At 35.8% G+C, this 14,807-nt stretch carries 15 protein-coding genes; 3 read left to right on the forward strand and 12 right to left on the reverse strand.

Features of this window, described 5'->3' with window-relative positions:
* Positions 1-13 precede the first annotated feature (13 nt).
* The 7 genes from H9650_RS08485 to H9650_RS08515 form a co-directional block, all read right to left on the reverse strand.
* Positions 14-778 (reverse strand): 3-hydroxybutyrate dehydrogenase, encoded by a 765-nt coding sequence (locus tag H9650_RS08485; RefSeq protein ID WP_151111507.1) that lies wholly within the window; start codon positions 776-778, stop codon positions 14-16.
* Between the two features lie 17 nt (positions 779-795).
* Positions 796-1,560, reverse strand: coding sequence for an SDR family NAD(P)-dependent oxidoreductase (locus H9650_RS08490; protein WP_151111509.1), 765 nt, complete (start codon positions 1,558-1,560; stop codon positions 796-798).
* The gene (locus tag H9650_RS08495; protein ID WP_191697001.1) at positions 1,553-2,500 is read right to left on the reverse strand and encodes a 3-hydroxyacyl-CoA dehydrogenase family protein; all 948 of its coding nucleotides are present in this window, start codon (positions 2,498-2,500) and stop codon (positions 1,553-1,555) included. The genes H9650_RS08490 and H9650_RS08495 overlap by 8 nt, the downstream gene beginning before the upstream one ends.
* Positions 2,501-2,584: 84 nt before the next feature.
* Positions 2,585-3,907 (reverse strand): GntP family permease, encoded by a 1,323-nt coding sequence (locus H9650_RS08500; protein WP_151111513.1) that lies wholly within the window; start codon positions 3,905-3,907, stop codon positions 2,585-2,587.
* Positions 3,908-3,933: 26 nt separating this feature from the next.
* Positions 3,934-5,211, reverse strand: a complete 1,278-nt coding sequence (gene hisD, locus H9650_RS08505; protein ID WP_144538538.1) for a histidinol dehydrogenase — start codon at positions 5,209-5,211, stop codon at positions 3,934-3,936.
* A gap of 109 nt (positions 5,212-5,320) precedes the next feature.
* Positions 5,321-6,316 carry a LacI family DNA-binding transcriptional regulator gene (locus H9650_RS08510; RefSeq protein ID WP_225321731.1) on the reverse strand — a complete coding sequence of 332 codons (996 nt, stop codon included), beginning with the start codon at positions 6,314-6,316 and terminating at the stop codon, positions 5,321-5,323.
* Positions 6,317-6,429: 113 nt separating this feature from the next.
* On the reverse strand, positions 6,430-7,566 hold the full coding sequence (locus H9650_RS08515; RefSeq protein ID WP_144538536.1) for an MFS transporter: 1,137 nt from the start codon (positions 7,564-7,566) through the stop codon (positions 6,430-6,432).
* A 205-nt stretch (positions 7,567-7,771) separates the two neighbouring features.
* Here H9650_RS08515 and H9650_RS08520 point away from each other — a divergent pair, with 205 nt between their 5' ends.
* Positions 7,772-8,074 carry a nucleotide pyrophosphohydrolase gene (locus H9650_RS08520; RefSeq protein WP_144538535.1) on the forward strand — a complete coding sequence of 101 codons (303 nt, stop codon included), beginning with the start codon at positions 7,772-7,774 and terminating at the stop codon, positions 8,072-8,074.
* Positions 8,075-8,127: 53 nt separating this feature from the next.
* Here the strand turns inward: H9650_RS08520 and H9650_RS08525 are convergent, their stop codons facing one another.
* Complete coding sequence (locus H9650_RS08525; protein ID WP_144538534.1) at positions 8,128-8,928, reverse strand: hypothetical protein; 801 nt, start codon at positions 8,926-8,928, stop codon at positions 8,128-8,130.
* Between the two features lie 115 nt (positions 8,929-9,043).
* On the opposite strand from H9650_RS08525, the gene H9650_RS08530 reads away from it, so the two are divergent.
* Positions 9,044-9,952, forward strand: a complete 909-nt coding sequence (locus H9650_RS08530) for a DL-endopeptidase inhibitor IseA family protein (RefSeq protein ID WP_144538533.1) — start codon at positions 9,044-9,046, stop codon at positions 9,950-9,952.
* 80 nt (positions 9,953-10,032) lie between these two features.
* Here the strand turns inward: H9650_RS08530 and H9650_RS08535 are convergent, their stop codons facing one another.
* A complete protein-coding gene (locus H9650_RS08535; protein ID WP_144538532.1) occupies positions 10,033-11,412 on the reverse strand; it encodes a DUF4179 domain-containing protein in 1,380 nt (459 codons plus the stop codon).
* Positions 11,405-11,926 carry a sigma-70 family RNA polymerase sigma factor gene (locus H9650_RS08540; protein WP_144538531.1) on the reverse strand — a complete coding sequence of 174 codons (522 nt, stop codon included), beginning with the start codon at positions 11,924-11,926 and terminating at the stop codon, positions 11,405-11,407. Before H9650_RS08540 ends, H9650_RS08535 begins: the two co-directional genes overlap by 8 nt.
* Before the next feature lie 436 nt (positions 11,927-12,362).
* Here H9650_RS08540 and H9650_RS08545 point away from each other — a divergent pair, with 436 nt between their 5' ends.
* The gene (locus H9650_RS08545; protein ID WP_144538530.1) at positions 12,363-12,800 is read left to right on the forward strand and encodes a hypothetical protein; all 438 of its coding nucleotides are present in this window, start codon (positions 12,363-12,365) and stop codon (positions 12,798-12,800) included.
* Positions 12,801-13,033: 233 nt separating this feature from the next.
* On the opposite strand, the gene H9650_RS08550 is transcribed toward H9650_RS08545, so the two are convergent.
* Both H9650_RS08550 and H9650_RS08555 read right to left on the reverse strand, forming a co-directional pair.
* Positions 13,034-13,501, reverse strand: coding sequence for a DUF6985 domain-containing protein (locus H9650_RS08550; protein ID WP_144538529.1), 468 nt, complete (start codon positions 13,499-13,501; stop codon positions 13,034-13,036).
* A 108-nt stretch (positions 13,502-13,609) separates the two neighbouring features.
* Positions 13,610-14,761 (reverse strand): retropepsin-like aspartic protease, encoded by a 1,152-nt coding sequence (locus tag H9650_RS08555; protein WP_144538528.1) that lies wholly within the window; start codon positions 14,759-14,761, stop codon positions 13,610-13,612.
* Positions 14,762-14,807: the final 46 nt, after the last annotated feature.

Raw genomic sequence — 14,807 nt, forward strand, 5'->3', positions numbered from 1 at the left:
AAGGACCTTTTTATTATTGCGCTGTATAACCACCATCTAAAACAATTGCTTGACCCGTCATTCCTTTGGCTGAATCACTTGCCAAGTACAAAGCCAAGTCTGTAATTTCTTGAACATCCAACAACCTTCTTTGAGGAACAAGTGGATATAGCACTTCTTCAAGCACCTGCTCTACTTCAATATTCCTTGTCTTTGCTAAATCTTTAAACTGATTGCGTACAAGAAGGGTATCTACATAACCTGGACATATTGCATTCACTGTTATTCCATCGGCTGCAGTCTCTAATGCTGCTACCTTCGTTAAACCGATAACTCCATGCTTAGCCGAATTATATGCGGCCTTTCCAGCAAATCCTATTAATCCATTTATAGAAGCCATGTTAAGAATTCGACCAAACTGTTGTTTTTTCATATATGGCAATGCATGCTTCATCGCTACAAAAGGAGCTGTAAGCATTATTTTTATTAGCAATTCAAACTTCTCTGTTGGGAAATCTTCTATATACGATACATGTTGCATCCCCGCATTGTTTATCAGTATATCTATTCTCCCAAATGATTTTACTGTATATTCGATTGCATTTTTAATGTCCTCTTCTTTCGTTACATCACAGACGATTCCCTTTACTGGCCCATTTAGAGTGAAGACAGCTTCGTCTAATGACTCGCGATCCACATCAGAAATAATCACGCTCGCTCCGGCCTCTAAAAATGCCTTAGCCACATCAAAGCCAATTCCTCTGGCTGCCCCAGTTATAAATACAACTTTATCCTTCACTTGAAATCCCCCAATCCTTAAATTGCAGTCCAGCCGCCATCAACTTTTAAGGTTTCTCCTGTAACGAAGTTCGCCAAATCAGATGCTAAGTATAGTACTGCACCAGAGATATCCTTCGGCTGAGAAAGTCCCTTTAAGAGAATGCGATTTTCCACATCCTTTTTAAAAGCTTCATCTTCAAACATCTTGGCAGTCAATTCTGTTTCTATAAATGTTGGTGCTACTGCATTAACGTTTATGCCAAGCTTTGCCCACTCAACTGCAAGTGCTTTCGTTAATTGGACTAGACCACCCTTACTAGAACAATACGCTGCTCTATTGTAATAGCCTACAAATGCCATCTGAGATGCTATATTTATAATTTTACCATTTTTTTGTTTACTCATGTATTTAGCCGCTGCTTGGCTTGTAAAGAACACAGATTTTAAGTTTAAGTCTAAGACAGTATCCCAGTCAGCCTCTGTTACTTCTAAGGCAGGCTTTGCAATATTTACTCCAGCATTATTTATAAGTATATCTATTGTTCCAAATTCTTTTGCAGTCGTTTCAATTAGATTTTTAATGTTCTCGATTATACTTAAATCTCCTTGTACTGCCATACATCGATTATTATAATTTTTTAGTTCTTTCAGCGTTTCCTCTAACACCTGATTATCTCGACCAGAAATTACAACATTTGCTTTTAACTTAGCAAATGTCAGGGCTATATCTTTCCCTATCCCTTTACTACCGCCTGTTACGATTACTGTTTTATGCTCTAATTCTGAAAAGAAGTTATTCATTGCTACCTCCTAACTTCAAGTCACCCTTAAGAAAATGAATAAGCATTTGTTCACGTTCCACATTTTTTAACATAGAGAATTGCTCGTCCCATGAATAGAACCCTTCACCACTCTTGTCTCCAAACTTATTCTCTTCCACTAACTGTGTGAGCACGCGACCAGATTTTTGATCGGTACTCAAATCCTCAAATAGATAATTTGAAATAGCTGAAAAAACATCAAGCCCTCCCAAATCTGCTGTCATTAATGGACCAGTTATCGGAAGACGACGCCCTATGCTATAAGTTACTGCAGCATCTATGTCCTCTTTAGTCGCTACACCTGCATCAAGTAGTGATTGGGCTTCTCGAAATAACGCATACTGTAAACGATTTCCTATAAACCCTGGTATCTCTCTATTCAGTAATACTGGTTTCTTATTCATATGTTGTAGTACCTGCATAGCTCGCTGAACTGTACCATTATCCGTCTTTTCACCTTTTACGACTTCAACTAGCGGGATTAGATGACCGGGATTCCAAAAGTGAGTTACAACAAAACGATTAGGGTAATCCATTCCCTCTGCTAGCAAACTTGGCATGAAGCCAGAGGTATTGCTTGCAATAATTACGTCTTTATCAACTAGTTCCTCTAATTTTTTGTACATGCCCTTTTTAAGATCTAGTACTTCAGGTATGACTTCAATAATAAAGGTTGCTTCTTTTACAACCTCTTCTAGAGAAGGAGATAACACAATGAGGTCCATAATGCGTGACGCTTCTTTTTCATCAAACAATTCATTATCCTTCATCACTTTTAATTTATTGTGGAGACCTTTTTTAGCAATCTCTAAGTCCTGTTCACTAACTCCATATACCTTTACGTGCATGCCTGCCCAAGCTGCGGATAGAGCGATAGAGTGCCCCATCGTTCCACAACCTAAAATTGATACGATTTCCATTTGTTCACACCCCTTAATTGTTTCTATAACAATCAATACCCAACAAACATCATACTTATGTTTGTCGGGTATTATAATGTATTATTAAATACCTACTCCAAAAGAAAATAGAATTACGGCTAATATTACACCGAGAATCGGTACAACAACTGTTAAAGCACCAAAGGCCGGGTAAGCATCCTTATGCGTTTCTCCACAGATAGATCGAATAGTAGTAACAACATAGCCTCCTTGTGGCAACGAATCTAGAGACCCAGAAGAAATGGCAACGGATCTGTGAAGGGCTTCTGCATTTACGCCTAGGTCTAAATAATGTGGGGCCAAAAGAGGTAAGGCTATAGCTTGTCCACCCGAAGATGATCCCGTTAAACCTGCAATAACCGCCACAGCAACTGCTCCACCAATCAGTGGACTACCTGGAATAGATGTCATTACATCAACCGCCGATTCAAATGCTGGGGTTGCCTTTACTACACCCCCAAAACCTACAACAGCAGCAGTATTTGCAATGGCGATTACAGCTCCCATTGCCCCTTCTGCAACAGCTCCACCGAAATTATGAAAATACTTTTTGTTTAACAGGTAGGTAGCAAGAATTCCACCAGTTAATGCAATGATTAATGCTGAAGTTTCAAGCTCTTTATGTAAGAAAAATGAAATGATTAATACTACACCTAACGGAATCATACTTAGTAAAGGATTTGGCAACTCTTTACGAGCAACTGTCGTTACATCAGATTCCCTGCTAACAAACTTTTCTCCATTAGACATTGCTTTTTTAATCATTTTTTTCAGCCACCAATAACCAAATGCCATCATGAAAACAGCTACAATAAAACTTACTTCCCATCCTGCATAAGGCGATGTCTTTAAAAATTGAATAGGAATCCAGTTTTGAATTTCTGGTGATCCCGCTGATGTCATAGTAAAGGTTGTAGAACCAAAACCAAGTGCAGCCGGTATAAACCTTCTTGGCAAATCCGCTTGTTTAAATAAACTTAAAGCCATTGGATAAACGGAGAATGCCACGACAAACAAACTAACTCCCCCATAAGTTAAAACAGCACAGGCAATAACTACAGCTAACGCTGCACGTTTAATACCTATTTTACTGACGATCCATTGGGACACACTATCTGCTGCCCCGCTATCCTCCATGACTTTACCAAAAATGGCACCAGCTAAGAACATTAGCCACCAAGATGCTATGAAGCTAGTAAACCCTCCCATGTAATTAGTTAAGAAATTGGCAGCACCTTCCTCTACAAGCTGTGGAAACAACGGAAGCCCATTAAATACCCCAACTAGCAGAGCTGTTAGTGGTGCGGCAATGAGAAGGTTCATCCCCTTCATAGTTAAATAAATCAATAAAGCTAGCCCACCGAATAACCCTATGAGACCTAACATACTTTCTCCCCCTAAACCCCTAAGAATTATTTATTTCCGTATCTTCTTACTCTTAGTAACGCCTGCTCAGCATGTCCAGCAAAGTTCTCTAACTGACATAAGCGTGCAGCATACTCCCCTATATATGCACTTGCCTCTGGTGTTACTTTTTGATAGGTTACTGTTTTAATAAACTTACCTACCCATAAACCGCCCGTATATCTTGCCGCACCCTTAGTCGGTAACGTATGATTCGTACCAATTACTTTATCCCCATAGGCCACATTTGTTTCTGGTCCTAAGAAAAGACAGCCATAGTTCGTCATATTTTCTAAGAAGTAGTTTGGGTCCTCTGTTAAGATTTCTACATGTTCAAATGCCAGACGGTCTGCCTCCACTCGTGCTTCCTCAATAGAATCTACAAGTAAGATTTGTCCGTAATCCTCCCACGATACTCTAGCAACATCTGCTGTAGGCAAAACTTGTAGCTGGCGTTCAATTTCTTTCAAAGTTTCTTCTGCAAGTTTCTCCGATGTTGTTATTAAAGCACCCGGAGAGGTCGGACCATGTTCTCCTTGACCAAGAATATCTGTAGCAACCATTTCAGCGTCCGCTGTATGGTCTGCCACCACTAACGTTTCAGTCGGACCAGCAAATAAGTCAATTCCCACACGTCCATAAAGCTGACGTTTTGCCTCTGCAACAAATGCATTACCCGGCCCTACGATCATATCTACTGCTTTGATAGATTCTGTTCCAATGGCCATGGCTGCCATAGCTTGAATACCACCTAGCAAGTAAATTTCATCTGCACCAGCTAAAGACATAGCAGCAATAGTGGCATGTGGAATTTCCCCGTTAATCGGCGGGGTACATGCGATTACTCGTTTTACACCTGCAACTTTTGCAGTTAAAACACTCATATGAGCCGAAGCCACCATTGGGTAACGTCCTCCAGGAATATAGCAACCCACACTATTGACTGGTATATTTTTATGTCCTAAAGTAACTCCTGGTATATTTTCTACTTCCACATCATGCATGGATGCTAGTTGTGCCTCAGCAAATTCACGTATATTTTTTTGGGCAAATTTTATATCCTCTAATACCTCTGAAGGTACTTTAGCTACGATTTCTTCAATTTGTTTTGTGGATAAACGAAATGATTTTGGTGACCACTTATCAAACTTATCTGATAATTCACGAACTGCTTGATCTCCTCTTGTTTCTACATCCTGTAAGGCTTCTGAAACTATTTGTGATACCTTTAAATCATTCGCACTTACCTCTTCTTGTGACTTTCCGGCCTTTATTACTTTAACCATTTGTTCTTCCTCCCCTTTGTTTGAAAACGCATTCAAAATAATCCATTTTATTTTTGCATACGTATGCAAAAATATATACAAATAAGATTATTCTAAAAAAATCAATTAGTCAACTATTATATGTCGAATTTCGTACAATTAACCTTCCATCAATCTCTATATTTTTGGTGAAACCAGAGTATTCGTTGATTTCTGCGGTTAAATAATCAACTGTTCTTTTGACCATTTCATTTATTGGCTGCTCCCATGTTGTTAAGCTATACGATGGCCAAGCAGACATCTCAATATTATCGAAGCCAACAACCTTCACTTCATCTGGAACAGATATTTGATGTTTTTTTAAAGCATCAATCACACCCAGAGCCATAATATCATTCGCTACAAATATTGCCTCCGGTATTTTACCTTGAGAAACTATTTCCTCAATTGTTTCGTACCCGCCTTCATATGTATAATCGGAAATATATTTTTTATATTTCACTTTATTTTCTTCTAATACCGTTACAAAACCTTTCTCACGCTCTTTACTAGTTGATGTATTTTCATTACCCGAAATATAAATCATATTAGAGCAACCCGTCTTCAATAAGTACTGTGCAATCTGTTTACTTGCCTCTAAATTGTTACAGCAAACAGAAAAAAATTTATTACCAACAATTTTTCTATTAAATAACACTAAAGGAATTCTGTTGTTAAATAGATCTTCGTTAGCCTGTAAGGACAACGTTGCGTCAGTAATAATAACACCCGCAACATTATAATTAAGTAATGTATCGATATCATCTTTTTGAATCTCATCGTTATTCGTATACACAAACAAAATACTGTAGCCTAACTTTTTAAATGCGGTTGTAAATTGTTTTAAAACCTGGGGATAAAAAGGGTTTTGAACTCCCTTCATAACTAGACCAATTATCTTCGTTCTATTTGTTATTAGGCTACGAGCAAATTCATTCGGTCTATAACCCAATTCTTTTGCAGCAGCTAACACCTTCTCACGAGTCTTTTGAGATACAGTCGCTCCTTCAAAATACACACGTGAGACAGAAGATTGAGAAACGCCAGCAAGCTTTGCCACGTCCTTTGCAGTAATTCCTTGTTTCACCTTACTCACTACCTTCTTAAAAATATTACTTATTTCAAACTATACAATGAGATTATATTTTTGGAAATAATAAACACTAATCTTCTTTTAAAGTTTAGTGTTTACTAACGAACTCAATCTTCTACTTCCTTACCTCCCTTAAAAAACAAAGAGCCTCCTACCAAAAGGACCCCACTAAAGAGAAATACTCCAATCATCCCGACAGAGCCACCAATTACGCCAAAAAAAGCTGGTGCGATTAATTGAAATAGACGATTAATAGTTATTCGTAGGCCTAAAACTTCTCCCGTACGTTCGGGCGGGGATGCATTATAAGTTGTTGTCATAGATATAGGCTGTCCACATCCAAGACCTAATCCCATCATAATAGCGAGAAAAGCAATAATGATGGAGGAACTAGTTAAAGGCAACAATAAAAAGGCAACCCCTGCAACAAATATAGATACAAATAATATAAATTCTCTCTTGTATATTTCTAATAGCTTAGGCAACACAAAACGAACAAACATAGTTGCCAACCCTTGTAGAGCAATTATCCATCCTATAGTTGAGGTAGACAAATTCATTTGTTTCCCTAGTAACGGAAAATATGCAACAAATATGTCCTTTGAATATAAAACCAAGGCACTTGAAAACAAAGCCTTTCGTATAAGCGGGCTTTCTAGAAGCTTTATCGAATCCATCATTTTAGTAGGGGTACTATGTATTTGACGCTCTACCTTGGGGATTCTTAGGGAAAAGACAATCCCTGCTAGTCCAATCCCTACACACGAAATGTATACAATTCGAAAGGAAATATGTTCCGACAAGTACCCCCCCATTAGAGGTCCTACTACCGCTCCAAATGCAACACAGAGACTAAACATGCTGAAATAATAATCCCTATTTTTTTTGGTTGTTTGATGTCCCAATTGATTTTGCAAAGCAATAGGAATACTAATATTTCCTATTCCTAAAAGCAGCTGACTTGCAAACAAAGACCAAATAGTAGAATAAACGGCAGGAACAATCATACCGGCAATCAAGCTGACAAAGCCTATAATAATGGGAAGCCTATCCCCTATCTTGTCTATAATTTTTCCGGCATGGATCGAAAATAATAATGGCAAAAAAGCAAATGTGGAAGTTAAAATACCAATGATCCAAATAGATGCTCCATACTCATCTGCGGAAAGAGTAATGACCGGTCTAGTTGCGTTTACTACAGTATGAAACAAGAATATTAACAATAAGACTCCTTTAAGATTCATTTATCCCCCTCCATCCATAGAAAGTAATTATTCAATATTATACCAATACAATACTCTGAAACAAAAAATCATTTAGAACTCTGCTTGAATGTACTCCTAGGTATTGGGTTCAACTATGGATTCACTGCTTACCGTTTGATAAAATAAATATGGTAACACAATACATATCTATCACTTAAAATTACTGAAAGAAAGGAATAATAATATGGATGAATTGACAAAGGAAATTATGAAATTCAATGAAGAAAGAGGCTGGGGTAGCAATACAGATGGTCGTGCTCGTAGTCTGGCTATATCTGTTTCATTAGAGGCAAGTGAGCTCTTAGAGCACTTTCAATGGCTTTCCTCTGAAGAAGCTATAGCAAATAATAAACAAGGTATTGAAGAAGAGGCAGCAGATGTTTTAATATACCTTTTACAGCTGGCGAACTTATTAGATATAGATTTAAAGGAAGCTGCAAAAAAGAAAATCCAGAAGAATGCGTTAAAATACCCTATACCTAACTAAAGTTGATCTACCACTATGAGATAAAATGTATAGTGGTAGTTTTTATATTAAATCTACTCATTAAACGTATGGATTACCTCTTGAACTAATGACCAAATCTCATAGTTATAATCAGGATCTACTATATACCAATACTGTATATCTCTTATAAAAGCTTGTTTTTCTTCTAGTGTTGCCTCTTGAAGAAATTGACGCATCCTTAATAACTCTTTTGCATCACTATTTCGACTCTCCAAAAATTCATATCTTTCTCCACTATTTTTCCCTATAACACCCAATCCATCAAAGGTAGTGATAACTACTTTATCCTCCCGTTTCCGCTTCGCTGAAGTAATAGTAGTAATAACATCTACCTTTTCTCCTAAAGGATAGATGTTTTTTAATGCAGAGAAAACTTTTTCTTGTTTTATTTTCCATGAAAATGGAAGATCGGCTATATATTCATCTAGTATTGCCTTTTCTTGTTCTTTATTTGAAATAGTACTTAATTGCTCAAGCATTTCAGCATGGGGTACTGAAAATACTAGACTAATAAATCTCTGGAAATTGTCTGCTAAATAACGTATTGGTGGGTCGTTAGTAGGTGAAATGCATACAATAGAAGCTTTCATTAAATCGGTAGTTTTATGAAAGTCGGTCAGAAAACCAAAATGAATCCCTCCCCCTCCACTTTCAGCAAACGGTATTAAATCAGGTGGTGTGATTGAGTAAGGAGAAGGCTCGGTAACTGGTCTGAACCCAATCATATCTAAAGATAAATTTTCCTTAGTGAGATTCCTCTCTAACTGAATCAGCTGCAAGATTTCTTTCGGAATTAAGTAATTTCCATAAGCTACTTTTAAGTCATCAGACATAATCTTTGCTCCCTCTACATAATATTTATTAATTACCTATTCTAGAAACTTTACAAATACCCTTTCTAACATTTTTGCTTATACCAACAACAAATCACAAATAGGAGGATCTATTATGAAAACAGCAAAACTATTAATTGCATTTACAGCAGTTAGTCTTTTAAGCACTACATTTACTGGTGTTACCGAGGCTACAACCAAAGAAAATACTAAGGTTACCCAAACAGTTACGCAAAACACCAAAATACTAACAGAGAAAATAGCAATTGATTTAGCAGCTAAATATCATGAGGCATATCTATTCGTTAGTAGTGGCGGGGGGTATAAAGATAGAGAATATAATACTTTTCTTTACAATGACTTCGCTTATCGGTACCTATCCAGTAAGATTGATACAAAGACTAAGCTCTTGAAGTACTTAACTCAAACTATGACCTCAAAAGCAGCGGAACAGTTTATAAAGGATTTAGAAATCCTGGAGTATAAAGGAAAACTTGCTCAAAAAGAAGCCGACATGGGGTCCCAAGAGAAATGGGAAAAAGCTACAGCAGAAATTATTAAGAAAGATTCCGATAAAGCTAAATATCGACTAACTGTTCCCTTTGGGGAAGACGCTGATAAAACAACCTACGTTGTAGAGTATCAATTTGTTGAAAAGGTTGGCTGGCGTATTAGCAAGCAGCCAGCTGTTGATCTTGACATCCCAGATAAAGCAAATCCCATTAATATTCTTTTCACCAACCTTTTAAACAACCCACAAATTTCTCAGAAACAGCTATTGCCAACTTCTTATTTTGATGTAAATGAATTTAAGACGGGTATAAAAAAAATAGAGTTATCAAAGCTTAAAGAGGTAGATAGGGGATCTTACCACGTAGAGTTTGTTGCCACAATTTTCGTTGAACTCGAAAAAGACTATAATGGCCCCTTAGTCTCTGGTGAAAATAGAATGTATTTTATCGTGGAGCCTAATGGATATATGGACTTTAAAATTCATCAGGCCGGGCTTATTAGTATGTATTAAGAGAAATTAGCGAAGAGACAGTAAATCGTAAGTGATTTACTGTCTCTCTTAAGATAAGAAATTCTAAAATTAAAAGCTGTTTACGGGATTTCTATTTCAATTTTTACGTCCTCATCCTCAATCCAAGAAGGATAAAAATCTAAGTCTAATCTAATCTGATTGCTATTTGAAGGAATCTGAAATTCAAATTTTGTTTTTCCCTCTGGGAGATCTGTAAAAGAGCTGTTCACATATTGAGAGCTTGGATAATAGGGCTGGTCATTATACTTTATTATATATTCCTCTCCATTTGCATCTATTAATTTTGGAAAATAGACAAACTCTTTATTTCTATCTGCATCGATAATAAAGCTTCCTTTATTATTTTCTATTTTTAAATCAGAGAAGATAGAATCCTTTGGTTGCTTTATAAATTCAGAAGAATTTGTATCAATGAGTAAGTAAGCCTCATCTTTATCCATTGCTGCTATTTTCCCAAACTTTAATGTCAGCTTTTTAGGGTTATAGAAATAAAAGCTCTCCGGCATTGAGACGGTAAATTTATTTTCCTCCCAATAATAGCTATCTGAGTAAGCCGACCATTCTCTGCCATCTTCATCTACTAATTGTATTTTATTAAATGCACCATATAAAAACTTTTTAGTATTACTTGAATTTGTCTCTAAATACACTTTCATACCAGTGGGATCTACGGAGATAAATTTCACTTTTATTATTTGCCCCTCAATCTTCATTTCCTTGTTTACAGTAATAGTTTTGCTATCCAAATTATCTATTCTTTTAAAGGAAAAAGGTATTTTAAAGTTTTCAATTGTATCTCCATTTATAAGTCCCAATTCAAAATTATGTTCTTCTGTGGGTAGAAGAGACCTATAGCTAGTTTCTATACGATGGCTAGAGCTAAATACCTTCAATCCCTTCTCTTTAGCTAAAGGATAAAAGCGATTATGGATTTCCATACTATACTGATATGGTGATCTATTGTTTGATTTTATTCGCAAATATTTATAACCTAGCTCACTCAAATCCTTTTCCTTAGATTCCACCGTATAAAAAACAACCATTCCCTTTTCATCAGCAATTACCCCATCCAACGTGACCGTAATTCCATGCTCGGTTTGAGAAGCATTTATTTGTTGATAAATGTTATTTTCTACAGCTGCAACTAGACCCTTGTCATTTTGAACAAGAGCTACTACCCGCTCCATGCCAGGAATTGCTGATACCTTGTTTGCAAAGGCTGGAGAAACGTTTATAGAGGTTACAAATGCTATAAATAATAGAGCTACCATTGCGACAGACCACAGACTCCGATGAGTAATTATTCTCTTCCTTTTTTTCTCTTGTTTTGCTTTTTCAAAGCCGTTTCTTACGGACATCTCTACCTTGTCCAAAGGAACATCTACCTGATTGATCACGTTTTTTCGTTTCTCCAATTTTTGTTTTTCCTCTTCAAACACGTTTCATCTCCCCTTTCTCCTCAAAATGATGTCGAAATGAACGAAGTGCCTTATGTAATCTAGTTTTAATCGTTCCCTCCGGTGTCTTCCACATGGCTGCTATGTCTTTAATTTTGACGTCCTCAAAGTACTTGAGATGGAGTAACTCTCTTTCGTAGTCAGATAGATGGGCAAGTGCCTCCTCTATTTCCAAAAACGTATAATCTTCTTTTTTCCCGAATACTAGTAGTAAGCTTTCCTCACAAATCTCTCTCTTACTTTTTTTAATCGTATCCTGACAATAGTTCATCATGATCCTTGTTACCCAGGTTTTAAAATATGCTGGCTCTTTAAGTGTTTTGATATGTTTAAAGGCCCTATAGGTTACTTCCTGAACAGCCTCTAAAGCATCCTCTTCATTTTTTAAGTAGGACATGGCAGTTCTATATAATGCCTCCTGATGAGTATGCATCAGATCTAAAAAAGCATCCTCGTTTCCCTTTATCGCTTTCCTTTCTAATTGATGCTCGCTCAAAACATCACCTCATTTCAAATTTCCCTATTAATTAGACTATTTAAAGCAAGAAAAGTTTTGACAATTTTAAACAATTATATTTACTTCATTATTTTAAGAAGATTGGCGTAAGTACAAAGTAATGGGCGATATAAAAAGTTTTTTAATAATAGTGGAATTAAGTGTTTCTCCTAAAGATATACTTAAAGGTAAGTACTTGAATTAATTTCACCTATAATTTGGGGTTAAAGTATGTAATTATTTGTTCTACTTTACTATTGTTAACGCTATTTTTATTAAATGGGAATTATGAATTGATTTACTTTTACATTTTTATTAGTTTTTTTCAAGAAAAATCAGTATATTACTAATTTTATTAGGTATATCCAAGATATTACTGACAAAATGGGGTATACTTAATAGTAATGAGTTTGTGGATTTGTAAAGGAGGCACTTTATGTCAGTCGCTAGTGAAGCATCACAAGTAAATCTCGATTTTTTAATTAATGAATTAGGTCTTCAACAGGTTTCCAATACTTCCCTATTTCGTAAAGGGAATTATTTTGTCATTTCTCCTTCCGTTCAAAATAAATCAAATACGTTTGAACTAGGTGAATCACTTATGAAAAAATTCAATCCTGAAACGGATGAAGGTTATTTGCTCATTCGTCTTAAAGAAAAATTTTTAATGTGCAAATTACATCCCTTCCAAAGAAAAATGATGACTACAGAAACCGAAAAGAGTACGAAAAGTAAACCATCCTTTTGGAAGTTTCATGTGATTGAATCAATCATTCCACGTATAGAAAATAGCGGTGATAGAGAGCTGACTTTTAAAATTCAAGCCCCTACCAATAAACAGCTAATTTCTTTTTTTGGTAAAGAAAATGTTTAATAAAAACCAGATCTAGAAAATAGATCTGGTTTTTTTTGTATTAATTTAGGTTACGTTAAAGATATAGCTCGATATGTAAGGTTGAATTCTAGTGACAGGAATATAAAAATGAGCTTGGGAATGTCTCTCCAAGCTCATTGTACTTCACTTTCTTTGTTTTTCTTAACACTCGATTCACCTATAAATAAAAATAGCTCTTTAAACACAATACAAACGTGTATTAATGTATTGCATTAAGCATAATTCCATTCTTTTCCGATATCGCAATCCCCATATGGATTTATTCCATTATACGGTCCAACATACATAACTACCTCATTGCGTATGATCCATTCCATACCATGTTCTTCTTCCCATTCGCAATTTAATTCTAAATCAATGACAGGTTCTGTTGTATTCTTAGGCTTCGGAATACATATAGTGTTTGGTGTAATATAAGGTAAAACATCTGTCGGTTTAGTGAATTCTATAACATCTTCACCAATATCATCAAGAAATTCATTACAGTATCTAATAGATGCGTTACAAATCTCATCTATTAGTCCATCACTTAAAGTGTTCAAGTAAGTTATACATAGTTCCGCGTATTCAATATCTGACTCTTGTTCTATATATACAGTAATATTTTGATCAAATAATTCTAAGTAGGCTTCTCCTTCTAATTCGAAATATTCATTGGTTTTAAGGTTTTTAATAACCACTATAATTACTCCCCCCTTGCCAAATTAGCATTCATCCTTCTAATTATAAAATTTTTAAAAAAATTAAATCAATAAAGATGTTGCAATCATTGCTTAAATATAGAAGTATTAATTGTTAAATACAAGCTCAAATTTTCTATTTGTATAATCAATCACCAAACGCCCATCCTTAGCAATATCACTACCAAAAACACCATCTAACTTAAAAAAAGTAGCAAGATCTGTCAACATCTCTCTCACGTTTTGTAAGCTGATGGATTGATTCCTATTCAGATAAACTATTAAACTTGCTATGCTGTCTAATTCTCTTTCTTTTACACTACCGACGCCACCAGAAAGTATCATTCTTTTCTCTATTTTAAGATCATCGACTTTCGATAGAAGAGGTTGTCCAAAATGGGTTTTATTTGCACCAGTGTCTAAACCGAAATACAAGGGTACTTGATTCTTTCCTTTGACTTTTATAATGGGATACCCACAGAAGAAAAGGTTATTCTCCACCCCTTCTTTTCGTACCGGTTTCTGAATAATAACCTGTTTTCGTGCATAGTCTATTTCCAGAAAAATATGTTGTATAATATCCCATCCAATGATACCGTCAATCTTCATTATTTCTTTCGTTTTAGGATTTTGAATCATTAACAATTCATTCGCTAAAACCAATGTAGGCTGATTAAGAATCGTCAGGCTCTGTATGACAATTGAATCGATTATTGCCAAATCGGTACTGAAATTTTGGTTTGTTGAATTTCCAACCTCTAATTCTTCAATTTTCTGAATGTTAATATCGCAGTCTTTCACTAAAGAACTTGAGATGACCGTCATCCCTGCTCCAGTATCTAGCCAAAAGCATTTCTTATTCCCATTAATCATAATATCAATGGTCGGAGAGCCGGAGCTGCTTAGCTTCATTGGAACACATATTTGTTCTTTTAAGAAGGAGAAAGAAGTAGTTTCATACTGGCTACACGCTTTTGCAATTAAACGATTGCTTTGATCAATGCTGTGATCATCCAGAAGTCCAAGCGTCTCTAGTTGTTTCCATTCTGATTTAGTAAAATACAGCTCAAATAAAATCTTGGCACAGCTACTTCGTAATGAAGGATCCTGACACTCACAATATAGATTCTTTAACCTTTCTGCACCTAAACTTTCTTTTCCATCTGTAATTAATTTTAAAGCAGATACAAACTTTTTTTGTTCATCATTAATTTCCACCATTGCAAAATCAAACTTCTCCAACTCTACTATAACCTTCAACTTTTCCCCTCCACCAAATCTTGATAGTTACTATTTCTATATAACT

This window comes from Psychrobacillus faecigallinarum (assembly GCF_014836595.1).
Classification (GTDB): Bacteria; Bacillota; Bacilli; order Bacillales_A; family Planococcaceae; genus Psychrobacillus; species Psychrobacillus faecigallinarum.

Excerpts from the sequence above, each read along its gene's own strand:
- H9650_RS08500 (WP_151111513.1), bottom strand. The coding sequence starts at position 3,907 with ATGTTAGGTCTCATAGGGTTATTCGGTGGGCTAGCTTTATTGATTTAT.
- hisD (WP_144538538.1), bottom strand. The coding sequence starts at position 5,211 with ATGGTTAAAGTAATAAAGGCCGGAAAGTCACAAGAAGAGGTAAGTGCG.
- H9650_RS08525 (WP_144538534.1), bottom strand. The coding sequence starts at position 8,928 with ATGTCTGATGACTTAAAAGTAGCTTATGGAAATTACTTAATTCCGAAA.
- H9650_RS08515 (WP_144538536.1), bottom strand. The coding sequence starts at position 7,566 with ATGAATCTTAAAGGAGTCTTATTGTTAATATTCTTGTTTCATACTGTA.
- H9650_RS08545 (WP_144538530.1), top strand. The coding sequence starts at position 12,363 with ATGTCAGTCGCTAGTGAAGCATCACAAGTAAATCTCGATTTTTTAATT.
- H9650_RS08490 (WP_151111509.1), bottom strand. The coding sequence starts at position 1,560 with ATGAATAACTTCTTTTCAGAATTAGAGCATAAAACAGTAATCGTAACA.
- H9650_RS08530 (WP_144538533.1), top strand. The coding sequence starts at position 9,044 with ATGAAAACAGCAAAACTATTAATTGCATTTACAGCAGTTAGTCTTTTA.
- H9650_RS08495 (WP_191697001.1), bottom strand. The coding sequence starts at position 2,500 with ATGGAAATCGTATCAATTTTAGGTTGTGGAACGATGGGGCACTCTATC.
- H9650_RS08520 (WP_144538535.1), top strand. The coding sequence starts at position 7,772 with ATGGATGAATTGACAAAGGAAATTATGAAATTCAATGAAGAAAGAGGC.